Here is a 12,310-nt window from a genome sequence, read left to right on the forward strand (position 1 = left end):
TGTTAACGTCTATACCGATCTTTTTATTCGAAGTAATAATAATCTCATGTCTTATCTTGACAGAACCTGCTTTCAGCTACTTTACTAATTTTATAACTATGGGCGCTTAAAGGAGTTATTTAAATAGGTTTAATTTCATTGCTATTAATTCAGTGTTGAGTCTATGTGCAAGCCCAAACCTCTTTTAAGTCAGTGGCTAAGTTAGCATTACTGGTATTCAAGAGTTGTATGGGATCTATTTTTTACCTTAATTTTACTTAGGTTAGGAGTTTTTTATGGCTTCTTTAGTATCTCAGCATCAGGCAGCAGCTATCTTTTACTCGGTATTGGGACGTACACCTTCTTTGACCGAGATCGATACTTATGGGCAACAACTTCAAACTGGTGCCAAAACGCCTGCACAGCTAGCACAAGCGTTTATTAGCTCTTCGTCAGGGGCAGCACTGTACGGCGGGAAAACTGATTCGGAAATTTTGCAAATTATTTATACCCGTGAGCATGGCGCTGCGGCTACAGGTCAGCAACTGACAGATTATCTGGCGGCTAACGGTTTGAGCTCTGCCGTTTCTAATGTAGTCAATGAGTTACTTAATTATTCTGGCAGCGATTCGACGTTGCTGTCTCAGCAAGCTGCATTTGAAAATAAAATCGATACGCTACTGTACCCTTCAACGGCGACTAGCGCTTTGGGGCAGGGGGCATCGGATATTCAGGCAATTTTGTATGTGGTCGGTTCTACCGCCACTGCTGATGCAGTGAACTATTTCGGGGCAAAAATCAATGCTGGCATGACTCTGACTCAGGCTGCAGCGGCGAACATCAGCGGCCGTACTTATCTAACTTCGCTGACTGATGACGCGTTTATCGCGCGTCTTTTCCAATTCGGTTATGAGCGTGCACCTACGTCTGCTGAGGCTTCAAGCTATCTTTCTTTGTTGCAGGGTGGCGCTACTCGTGCTGATGTGTTGGTAGATATTATTCAAGCCTTAAGAGGTTCTGTTGGTGCTGGGGATCAAACCGCTCAGCAACACTTTAACAGCGCTACAACCGTCTACCAGGCAGGGCATCTTCCTGGATTGTCGTACCAGGAGCAGGTAGCCGCCGTTTATCTGGGAGTTGCCGAACGTGGTGTTGATGCATCGGGTCTGGATACCTGGAGCAAACAAATGGCTGCCGGTACCTCCTACAGTACTTTGATTGGCAAGTTGGTTGGTTCTGCCGAATTCCAACGCAAAGGTGGTCAACTGACTGGCGATGACTTCATTCAGCATGTTTTCAGTGCTGTGCATGGTGTCGCGGCGACAGCTGGGCAATTGGCAACATATAGTGCTCTTGGAAGCGATAAATCATTAATTACTCAAGCGATTATCAACGATCTGCGTACGTCGACGGCGACCGATGCTGCCACCGTAACCCAGCAACACGGTTTTGAATTTGATATCGGTACCAGCCTGTTGTACAAAACTGCGGCATCACTGACGACCACTGCGGCTGGCGGTAATGCCACCGGCACCGTTAATACTGGAGCTTCACACCAGATTAGCAATGCCGAAACTGCGGTATTGACTGATGTTCAGCTTGCCGCTAACGCAGCCAGTGTTGTTAACCTGAAGTTCGCCGATCATCTGGCGAATCTGACCATTAACGGCACCAGCGCGGCGACGGTTAACCTGTCTGACAACGGTGTTAACCCGGGTGTCGATATTACCGTCAATAACGGCAACGTTATTCTGAATGCCAGTTCGGGTGCAGATGATGTCCTGGTCACCGCTACGGCAGCTGTTGCTACCGCTACTGGTGATTTTAATCTGGGGGCAGGTAATGACTCACTGAAATGGTTGGGTAATGCGGCGGTTGGCGGTGCTAACACCGTGGGCGCTGGCATTTCTGGCAACGGCGGCGATGGCATTGATACCATTTCGGCCAACTTCATTACCAAAAACGTGGTGATGTCAGGTAACACGATTGTTCGCACCGCGACGATTACCAGCAATGCTTCGCAGTTCACCAATTTTGAGAAAATTGACCTGGCAGGCTACATCGGCAAAGCAACGGTTAACACTGGCTCCACCGCGGCAAACCACACCTTTGACTTTGGCTTGTTAACCGGTAATGCAGTTTCTGAATCCAGCACTACCGGTTTGACCAACAACGTCGTTCAGGCTGCCACCTCCAACATTGGCTCACAAGGTTTTGTGTTGTCTGGCTTGGCCGAAGCAGTGAAAGTGATTAATGCTGCCGGCGGTAACTCCGCGCAGTTGGAAGTGACCGGTAATGCGACGGCGGCAAGCAGCGTGGAAATTACTTTCCTGCAGAATGCCACTAACCACTTTAACGTCACTTTCGATGCCGTTAGCTCAACCGATGTGAATGCCGGCTCTCTGGCACTGAACAGCAGCAGCAGCCTGTTGTTGCCAACGGCACTGAGCACACTGAACATTGCGTCTGGCGGTACCGGTAGTTTTGACAATATCTTGTCACTGACTGGCACAAATGCTCAGGTACAGAACATTGCTGTTACAGGCGATCACTTACTGGATCTGACTGTGGGCAGTGGTTTTAGCAACGTGCGTGATATTAACGCATCTGCTAATACTGGTGGTTTGGATCTGAACTCAAACCATGCCGGTACCGGTGACGGTATCATCGTTCAGTTGCTGAACATTCTGCCACTGAGTGCGGTCACCACGGCGCTGTTGGCACCAGTACTGACCACCTTGGGTCTGAACGGTTATCAACTGACTGTTGAGGGTACCGGGACTACGGATAGCTTCAACGTTCTGGGTAACACCACCTTGGCCGGTGGCAACGGTGTGAATACTTATGAACTGAAGTCCAGTACCACTCAGGCCGGTGTTACCATTACCGACTTTGACAGCACCAAAGACAAGATTGTTGACGCAGCCTCTGCTTTAACCATCTCTGGTGACACCAGCGGCACCGCGGTGGCGGATTACGGCACCCGTGCTTCCGATACTCTGGATGCGCTGCTGGGGACTCTGGTTGGTGGCCTGACCAACGGCGTTATCGGCCTGTTGGGCGGTATCCTCGGTCTCGGTAGCAGCAACGCATTGACGGCTAAAGTGGGTGTGGCGTCAGTGGTGTTCGGCGGTACAGGTGATAACGCCAGCTCTTATGTGATTATTGATAACAACGATAACCACACATTGGATGCCAACGACAGCGTGGTTTACCTGACTGGGCAAAACCATCAGCAACTGTTGGATACTCTGCATTACGCGTGATTGTAAACTCAGTAGAGAAATAGTTTCCATGGAAACTGTTAGTCATTAAATAATACGGGGAGGTTAACCTCCCCGTATTTTATTTTGTGATCGGGGTCATCGTCTTTAACTTATTCTTTCTAACAATAATTCCCCTGCGTTTTTTATGCCATTTATCTTTTTGTTTTCGCTGGTTTTGCTGGGTTTGAGCTACAAAGTTTTTTTTGTGTGCCGCCTTGCCGATATCTGCTTTCTCTACCTATAGTTAAAAAAAAGTATCTGCAGTCTCGAGCATGTTTGAGGGGGCTTCTTTAGGATTTTCTTTATTTTTAATTTTTTTTAAGAATTTCCTTAGAAGAAATCAATGCGGATTGGACTGACAGTGCACATGATGTAAGGGCAGAAAGTGAATCAATTTATACCGCGTAATGAAATTGCGGATGTTATACGGACACGCAGTAAAATCTTCTGGACCGTTGGCATATTCACCGCATTTATAAATTTATTAATGTTAGTTCCCTCTGTCTATATGTTGCAGGTCTACGACAGGGTACTTCCTTCACGTAATGAAATCACTTTGCTGATGTTAACGCTGATTATGCTGGGAATGTTCGGCATGATGGCGCTTCTTGAGTATGTCCGTAGCATGGTTGTAATCCGTATCGGCAGTCAGTTGGATATGCGATTAAACACCCGTGTTTACACCGCGGCCTATGAATCCAATCTGAAAAATGGCTCTTCCGACGCAGGGCAGATGCTGGGTGATTTGACCACCGTACGGCAGTTCCTGACCGGTAGCGCATTGTTTGCGTTCTTCGATGCGCCCTGGTTCCCGATTTACCTGCTGGTGATTTTCCTGTTTAACCCCTGGTTGGGATTATTCGCTCTGGTTGGCTCACTGTTGTTGGTTGCGTTGGCGGTGGTCAACGAAATGGTTTCCAAGAAACCTTTGGGAGAAGCCAGCAAGTTATCGATCATGTCCAGCAGTTTGGCGAGTACCAATTTGCGTAATGCCGAAGTGATCGAGGCATTGGGCATGCTACCTAATCTAAAGCGCCGCTGGTTCGGTTTGCATCAGAGATTTCTGAATAGCCAACGTGTCGCCAGCGAGCGTGCCACTACCGTTACCTCCATAACCAAGTTTGTTCGTCTTTCTTTGCAATCCCTGGTGCTGGGACTGGGTGGCTGGTTGGCGATAGATGGCCATATTACCCCCGGCATGATGATTGCCGGTTCTATCCTGATGGGACGTACACTGGCACCTATCGAACAGGTGATCAACGTTTGGAAGAGCTGGAGCTCTGCCAAGCTCTCCTATCAGCGCCTGGTGAAATTACTGGATAAACATCCGCCACGCGGTATGGGTATGTCTTTGCCGCGGCCGGAAGGGGTCATCTCTGTTGAAGGTGTCACTGCCACGCCTCCGGGCTCCAAAGGCGATGCGGTATTACATAATGTCAGCTTCGCGATCCAGCCGGGGGACGTACTGGGGATTATCGGGCCAAGCGCTTCCGGCAAGTCCACGTTGGCGCGTTTGTTGGTAGGTATCTGGCCGGTCAGCGAAGGTATTGTGCGGCTTGATAATGCCGACATTTACCAATGGAACAAAGACGAACTGGGGCCCTACATCGGTTATCTGCCGCAGGATATCGAACTGTTCGCCGGCAGCATTGCCGAGAACATCGCTCGTTTTAACGACATCGATTCTGAGAAAGTGATTGAAGCCGCCAAGTTGGCCGGAGTCCATGAGCTGATCCTGCGTTTTCCTAATGGCTATGATTCGATCATTGGCAATGGTGGGGCGGGATTATCCGGCGGACAGAAGCAGCGTATTGGCCTGGCCCGTGCGCTGTATGGCGATCCTTCCCTGATCGTATTGGATGAACCCAATTCCAATCTGGATGATGCCGGTGAAAAAGCGCTGAATCAGGCGATCCTGTTCCTTAAACAGCGTAATAAAACGGTGATCCTGATTACCCATCGAACCAATCTGTTGTCAATGACTACCAAGCTGCTGCTGTTAGTGAACGGTACCGTCAATGCGTTTGGCCCAACTCAGCAGGTGCTGCAAGCGTTGGCCAATGCGCAGAAGGCGCAAACGCCACAGCAGGCGGTGCGCGCAGTCAACTCCGAGCCGGACGAAGGCAATATTCCAAAAACTCAAATTAATTAAGCTGTGTACTTGCCGGGCGGCGCCAAAATGCCGCCTGCAGTCAAAGGAGTTGGTATGTCTACGCACATTGGCGAGCCGCAAGACTCGTATTCAGAACAGATCCCACAGGATGAACGGCGTTTCACCCGCATGGGATGGTTAGTGGTTGGGATTGGCCTGTTTGGCTTCTTCGCCTGGGCTGCGTTTGCACCTTTGGATAAAGGGGTCGCGTCACCAGGTTCGGTGACCGTTTCCGGTAATCGTAAAACCGTACAGGCCCCGGCCAGCGGCATCATCAAAAGTATCACGGTTAAAGAAGGCGACAAGGTTAAAGCGGGCGAGGTGCTGGTGCAGTTGAGCCAGGTTCAGGCCCAGGCACAGGTTGACTCGCTTCGTGACCAATATTACACCACGCTTGCCAGCGAAGGGCGTTTGCTGGCTGAACGTGATGGATTAAGCAAAGTCACTTTTTCTCCTGTTTTTGAAACCATCCAGGCTCAGCCGCGGGTCGCTGAGATCATCGCATTGCAAACGCAGTTATTCTCTTCCCGTCGCATAGGGCTACAAAGCGAAGTTGACGGCTATAAACAGTCAATGGACGGCATGCGTTTCCAACTGAAGGGCCTGCAGGACTCAAGGGTCAACAAGCAAATCCAGCTTTCCAGCCTGCGCGAACAGATGAACAGCATGAAGCAACTGGCGGCGGACGGTTATTTACCGCGTAACCGTTATCTGGAGGTACAGCGTCAGTTTGCGGAAGTGAACAGCAGTATCGATGAAACCGTTGGGCGAATTGGCCAGGTACAAAAACAGTTGCAGGAGTCTCAGCAGCGAATCGACCAACGCTTTGCCGACTATCAACGCGAAGTCAGAACTCAGTTGGCACAAACGCAGATGGATGCCAGCGAGTTTAGAAACAAGCTGGAAATGGCGAATTTTGACCTCGGCAACACCGCCATCACCTCACCGGTGGATGGGACTGTCGTTGGGTTAAATATCTTTACTCAGGGGGGCGTCGTGGGAGCGGGTGACCACCTGATGGACGTTGTACCCAGTCAGGCTACATTGGTGGTGGATTCACGCCTCAAGGTAGAGCTGATTGATAAAGTGTACAACGGGTTGCCGGTGGATTTGATGTTTACCGCCTTCAACCAAAACAAGACCCCGAAAATACCGGGGACGGTGACTTTGGTTTCTGCCGACCGTCTGGTCGACAAGGCCAATGGCGAACCCTACTACCAAATGCAGGTCACGGTTTCGCCCGAGGGCATGAAATTGCTCAGTGGCGAAGACATCAAACCGGGGATGCCTGTTGAGGTGTTTGTGAAGACCGGCTCGCGCTCACTGTTGAGTTATCTGTTTAAACCTATTTTGGATCGCGCTCATACTTCATTAACCGAGGAATAATTTTGATTCAATTTAAACGACAGGTTGCTGGCCTTGCTATCAGTACCCTCTTGTTTGCGATAGCTGCGCCGGTTCATTCGATAGGGATTATAGACGCATATTCGCTGGCACTTGAAAAAGATCCGACCTTTAGGGCGGCTATAAAAGAGAAAGAGGCGGGAGACGAAAACGAAAACATCGGCAGGGCGGGGCTGCTGCCGAAGGTATCGCTTAATTACCAGAACTCACCGAGAAACTGGCAAACGCAAAAGTACCCACAAAGCGATTTCTTTGGCAACGTCACTGAAACCACCAAGCGGCAGCAGTACCGCAGCTATTCCAGCTCGGTAACGCTGACGCAACCGCTGTTCGATTACGAGGCTTATGCACGCTACAAGGCTGGCGTGGCGCAGACCCTGATGTCTGATGAGCGCTACCGCAGTAAGTTTCTCGACTTGGCTGTACGGGTGATCTCCGCCTATGTGGAAGTGGCTTACTCCAAGGACCAAATCGCTTTAGCCTCAGCGCAAAAAGCAGCCTATAAAGAACAGTTGTCGCTGAACGATCGTTTAATGAGCGCGGGTGAGGGCACCATTACCGACGTTTCCGAGACTCAGGCGCGCTACAGCCTGGCAGAGGCGCAGGAAATTGAGGCGCGTGATGCGCTGGATGCGGCTCAGCGCGAGCTGGAAGTCATTATTGGTATGCCACTCAATCAGCTCGATGACGTACAGCTGCTACGCCCTGGCAAATTCCAGGTGGCGCCGTTGATCCCATCAAAGTTTGAAGAGTGGCAAAAAATTGCCCTCGAGAATAATCCGATGTTGGCGGCCTCTCGCCACGGGGTTGATGCGGCGAAATATGAAGTGGAGAGAAATCGTGCCGGTTTTATGCCGCAGGTGCAGCTCTACGCCTCGCATTCTGAGAATGACTCCAGCAGCGATAATACGGTTAACCAAAAATATCGCACTGACAGTATTGGCGTGCAGGTGAGTATGCCGATCTACGCCGGCGGTGGGGTTTCGGCATCGACTCGCCAGGCGGCATCACGATACGGGCAGGCGATGTACGAAATGGATGCGCAGGTGGGCACTACGCTTAACGATCTGCGCAAACAGTATAATTTGTGCATTAGCAGCCGTGCCAAATTGGCGGCTTACGAGCTGGCGGTGAAGTCGGCGACCACTCAGGTAACGGCAACACGCCAGAGCGTGCTGGCGGGGCAGCGTGTCAACGTCGATGTGCTCAATGCTGAGCAACAGTTGTACAGTGCCCAACGTGATCTGGCCTCGGCCAAGTACACCTACATAAAATCCTGGATTACGTTGCTGAGTGATTCGGGAACGCTGGATGAAAGTGATGTTAAGCGCGTGGCGCAGTATTTTTCCATGAGCCGCTGAACAGATAGTTACACACATCATGACTATTTATCTGAAAGAGCAGCCTTGAGCTGCTCTTTTTTGTCTCAATACGTTATGTTTGCGGACAGCAACGCCATTGGATTGCTGTGGATGAAGGTTGAGAGCCGCTTTGACTGCTCTGACGTTTTGGCGATAAGTCGAGTAAGTTGTATCATGTCTGCCGGCATTGATATCTGGTTTGGCATTTTTCTCCTGATTTTTTGAACCAATAGATTATTTTTAACCAGTGAGGATCCTCCAGTAAGGCTGGGGAAGAGGGGTTGATATGGCGATTTTAGTCACCGGCGGAGCCGGTTATATCGGTTCTCATACCGTTCTGGCTTTACTGGAGCGCGATGAGGATGTGGTGGTATTGGATAACCTGTCGAACTCTTCGGAAGAGTCTTTGCATCGTGTAGAAAAGTTAGCGGGCAAAGCGGCTGTGTTTTACCAGGGTGATATTCAGGATGGTGAATGCCTGAAGCGCATTTTCGACGCTCATGCGATAGATTCGGTTATCCATTTTGCCGGCCTGAAAGCGGTAGGGGAGTCGACACGCAAGCCACTTGAGTACTATCAAAACAATGTTGCCGGTACGCTGGTGTTACTGAATGAAATGCGCCGTGCAGGTGTTCACCAATTTATCTTTAGCTCTTCCGCCACGGTTTATGGCGCTAACTCTCCTGTGCCCTATGTGGAAACTACACCTATCGGTGGAACAACCAGCCCATATGGGACCTCCAAATTGATGGTAGAGCAGGTTTTGCAGGATTTTGCCAAGGCTGAGCCCCAGTTTTCCATTATTGCCCTGCGTTACTTCAATCCGGTCGGTGCGCATGAGTCAGGTTTGATTGGTGAAGATCCAAATGGTATCCCAAACAATCTGTTGCCCTATATCTCTCAGGTAGCAATTGGCAAACTGGATAAGTTGGGCATTTTCGGTGGCGATTACCCAACTGAAGATGGCACCGGTGAACGTGATTACATCCATGTGATGGATCTGGCCGAAGGGCATTTGATGGCGATGGATCATCTGAATAAAGTCGAAGGCTTCAAAGCATACAATCTGGGGGCAGGAGTAGGGCATTCGGTTTTGGCAATGGTGCAGGCTTTTGAAAAGGCTTCTGGCGTGAAGATACCATATCAGATCTTACCGCGTCGTGACGGAGATCTACCGGCCTTCTGGGCTGACGCGAATCTTGCCCGTGAGGAGCTGGGTTGGGAAGTGCGGCGCGGTATCGATGAAATGATGCGCGATACCTGGAATTGGCAGAAGAAGAACCCTACTGGATACCAGTGCTAAACCTGCGAGAGTGTTCATGGTTTCATGTTGCACTGGGCCCCGAAATTTTTGCAATGTGGGTAAACAATTCATTATAAATTGTAACGACCCTCTTTTCATGTGAAGGATTGAACGGAGTTTTTTTTTTGTTTTTTATCATTAAAACAATATGTTGTGTGAAGTTGTACGTGGCGAAATACTGTTGCTCAATGTGTTTTTTTACGTGACAATGTCGGATGTTTTTGCAAATTGTGCTAGTCTCTCAAACCTTCGCAGGCCAGATATTATTTGCATCATACGTACGTGAGTTTGTTTAAGGTTCATTCATAAAAACCTTAAAATGGAAGTATAAACTCAGTGATATCGCGTGTTCATAAGAATAATTCGTGGTCTCTGGGTAAAAGTTTTTGTGAGTAGGTTCCTAATGAAAGTGATAGAGACGCAGGTTGCAGGTGTAAAGCTAATTGAACCCAAAGTTTTCGGTGATCACCGCGGCTTTTTTATGGAAACATTTCAACGAGATCGGTATCGGGAGTTACTTGGAATCGATGCTGAGTTTGTCCAAGATAACCATTCCCGTTCATCGAGTGGTGTACTACGTGGTTTGCATTTCCAAACCGCAAAACCACAAGGTAAACTGGTGAGGGTTGTGCGCGGTGAAGTTTATGACGTTGTGGTCGACATCCGTCCTGACTCGCCGAGCTTCAAGAAATGGGTCGGGGTCTATCTGTCTGAAGACAACAAGCACCAGCTTTGGGTACCACCGGGCTTGGCTCATGGTTTTGTAGTAGTTTCAGACTCTGCTGATTTTGAATATAAATGTACCGATTATTATGATCCGAGTAATGAGGGATGCCTGCTTTGGAACGATCCTGACGTAGGTGTAGAATGGCCAGTCAGCGAACCACTGCTGTCGCCGAAGGATTTGCAGGGAAAACTTTTCAGAGAGCTTTTTTAATGCGCGTACTTTTGACCGGTGCTGCGGGGCAACTAGGCCGGTGTTTTATCGACCGTCTCCCTGCTGATTGGACCCTGTTGGCGACCGACAGTCAGCAATTGGATATCACCGATCCTGCCGCTGTATCAACTGTGGTTGAGCAGTTTAAGCCCGATGCTATAGTCAATGCTGCTGCTTATACGGCGGTGGATAAGGCGGAATCGGAACCTGAAAGAGCTAGGGCGATTAATGCAGACGGGCCTGGTTTTTTGGCCGCTGCTGCGGCGAAACTGAACATCCATTTTGTACATATATCGACCGATTACGTTTTTGATGGTGCTGCGTCAGAGCCGTACTGTGAAAATACCCCCTGTTCGCCAAAAAGTGTCTATGGTCAAACTAAACTTGATGGTGAGCATGCTGCCTTGAATGCTAATCCTAAGACTGTGGTGATAAGAACAGCTTGGGTCTTCAGCGAATATGGTAACAACTTTGTGAAAACCATGTTGCGCGTAGGTGCGCAGCGTGGTGAGCTTGGGGTGGTGAGCGATCAGTATGGTTGCCCTACCTATGCTGGTGACATCGCGGCAGCAGTTATCGCGATGCTATCAAAAGCGCAGGTACCTCATGGTATCTATCATTTCTGTGGTGATAGTGCGGTTTCCTGGTTCGATTTCGCACAATCAATTTTCGAAGAAGCGCAAGCCAGTTCACTGTACCCGCACCAGGTGAAAGTTAATCCTATTGCCAGTAATGAATACCCGACGCCTGCATCCCGGCCTGCTTACTCGATTCTAAGCACCGATAAGATTTGCGCTTTGGATCTTAGGCCAAGCCCATGGAAACAGCAGCTTAAAACTGTTCTCCATAAGATATTATCGCAGTAATGATCCTTCAATTTGATGAGATTAAAGGGGATAATACTATCCCCTTTAATGTTTCTGTTTATAGGTCATTCGTGCCCCTCGTCCCGATCGGTGCTGGGCCTTATAGCCACCCTAATAGCATGACTTTTTGTTACTGCAATAAACCTGGGTTGAGGAATTAGATACAGCATGTCTGTAGAACAAGAAAGATTTCAGATAGTTGCGTCTATCGTTTTATTTAACCACAGCTATGAGCAAGTGGAAGACACGCTGACTTCGCTCCTCAACGAGCAATGCGTTGGCAAAATTGTTTTAATCAACAATGGCGGGTCTGATTGGGCTGCTTCACTGGGTAATGAGCGAATAAGTTATATTCATTCTGCGGTAAACGGTGGTTTTGGTCATGGTCACAATTTGTCCATGAAGAGGTATCTCGAGAGTTGCGACTATTTTCTTATCTGTAATCCAGATATCAGTTTTGACGTAGGTGCGTTGGCGCAGTTACATCATTTTGCCTGCGAGGGCGGGCACCAGTTCGTTTCCCCACGTATACGTTATAGCGATAGCCGCTTTCAATACAGTTGTAGGCTGCTGCCATCTCCAGCAAATCTTTTCCTCCGTCGCTTCCTGCCTAAATGGGGCGCGAGGATCGATGTTGACTACGAATTACAGAAAGCCGACTACAACAAAACTTTTGCGGTTCCTTCGGTTTCCGGTTGTTTTATGTTGCTGAAATCCGAATTGTTGAGCCAGCTAGGTGGTTTTGATGAGCGATATTTTATGTATCTGGAGGATGTGGATCTTTGTCGCCGAGCTTTGAAGTTGACGGATATTATTTATTATTCGGGAACGACAATCACACATGTGTTCGGTAAGGGGTCATATAAAAGTTTGATTTTACTAAGATATCATATTCATTCAGCCATATTGTACTTTAACAAGTGGGGTTGGTTTTTTGACCGTGAACGCTGCCATTACAACCAAAAGTACTTAAAAACGATCCCAATGACCTCTGTGCACGATGGTCTCTAAGGCCTGGCTGTAAACATTAAGTTGAACCTAA

At 48.9% G+C, this 12,310-nt stretch carries 8 protein-coding genes; all 8 read left to right on the forward strand.

All coding sequences use genetic code 11. The features are described from left to right. Positions 1-275: 275 nt before the first annotated feature. The 8 genes from SERS4_RS0108715 (at position 276) to SERS4_RS0108755 (ending at position 12,279) form a co-directional block, all read left to right on the forward strand. Positions 276-3,245, forward strand: a complete 2,970-nt coding sequence (locus SERS4_RS0108715) for a DUF4214 domain-containing protein (RefSeq protein ID WP_017892195.1) — start codon at positions 276-278, stop codon at positions 3,243-3,245. 385 nt (positions 3,246-3,630) lie between these two features. Beyond that, the gene (locus tag SERS4_RS0108720) at positions 3,631-5,397 is read left to right on the forward strand and encodes a type I secretion system permease/ATPase (RefSeq protein WP_026142282.1); all 1,767 of its coding nucleotides are present in this window, start codon (positions 3,631-3,633) and stop codon (positions 5,395-5,397) included. A 54-nt stretch (positions 5,398-5,451) separates the two neighbouring features. Continuing rightward, positions 5,452-6,783, forward strand: coding sequence for an HlyD family type I secretion periplasmic adaptor subunit (locus SERS4_RS0108725; protein WP_017892197.1), 1,332 nt, complete (start codon positions 5,452-5,454; stop codon positions 6,781-6,783). Between the two features lie 2 nt (positions 6,784-6,785). Beyond that, positions 6,786-8,162, forward strand: a complete 1,377-nt coding sequence (locus tag SERS4_RS0108730; RefSeq protein WP_017892198.1) for a TolC family outer membrane protein — start codon at positions 6,786-6,788, stop codon at positions 8,160-8,162. A 286-nt stretch (positions 8,163-8,448) separates the two neighbouring features. Next, positions 8,449-9,465, forward strand: coding sequence for a UDP-glucose 4-epimerase GalE (gene galE / locus SERS4_RS0108740; RefSeq protein ID WP_017892200.1), 1,017 nt, complete (start codon positions 8,449-8,451; stop codon positions 9,463-9,465). Positions 9,466-9,868: 403 nt separating this feature from the next. Beyond that, positions 9,869-10,402, forward strand: a complete 534-nt coding sequence (gene rfbC, locus SERS4_RS0108745) for a dTDP-4-dehydrorhamnose 3,5-epimerase (protein WP_026142283.1) — start codon at positions 9,869-9,871, stop codon at positions 10,400-10,402. Then, the gene (gene rfbD / locus SERS4_RS0108750; protein ID WP_017892202.1) at positions 10,402-11,268 is read left to right on the forward strand and encodes a dTDP-4-dehydrorhamnose reductase; all 867 of its coding nucleotides are present in this window, start codon (positions 10,402-10,404) and stop codon (positions 11,266-11,268) included. Before rfbC ends, rfbD begins: the two co-directional genes overlap by 1 nt. Before the next feature lie 168 nt (positions 11,269-11,436). Continuing rightward, complete coding sequence (locus tag SERS4_RS0108755) at positions 11,437-12,279, forward strand: glycosyltransferase family 2 protein (RefSeq protein ID WP_017892203.1); 843 nt, start codon at positions 11,437-11,439, stop codon at positions 12,277-12,279. Positions 12,280-12,310: the final 31 nt, after the last annotated feature.

It is taken from the genome of Serratia sp. S4 (genome assembly GCF_000347995.1).
GTDB classification, from domain to species: Bacteria; Pseudomonadota; Gammaproteobacteria; order Enterobacterales; family Enterobacteriaceae; genus Serratia; species Serratia quinivorans.

What these genes read in the sequence shown, in the direction of transcription:
- SERS4_RS0108715 (WP_017892195.1), top strand. Translation starts at nt 276, where the DNA reads ATGGCTTCTTTAGTATCTCAGCATCAGGCAGCAGCTATCTTTTACTCG.
- SERS4_RS0108725 (WP_017892197.1), top strand. Translation starts at nt 5,452, where the DNA reads ATGTCTACGCACATTGGCGAGCCGCAAGACTCGTATTCAGAACAGATC.
- galE (WP_017892200.1), top strand. Translation starts at nt 8,449, where the DNA reads ATGGCGATTTTAGTCACCGGCGGAGCCGGTTATATCGGTTCTCATACC.
- rfbC (WP_026142283.1), top strand. Translation starts at nt 9,869, where the DNA reads ATGAAAGTGATAGAGACGCAGGTTGCAGGTGTAAAGCTAATTGAACCC.
- rfbD (WP_017892202.1), top strand. Translation starts at nt 10,402, where the DNA reads ATGCGCGTACTTTTGACCGGTGCTGCGGGGCAACTAGGCCGGTGTTTT.
- SERS4_RS0108755 (WP_017892203.1), top strand. Translation starts at nt 11,437, where the DNA reads ATGTCTGTAGAACAAGAAAGATTTCAGATAGTTGCGTCTATCGTTTTA.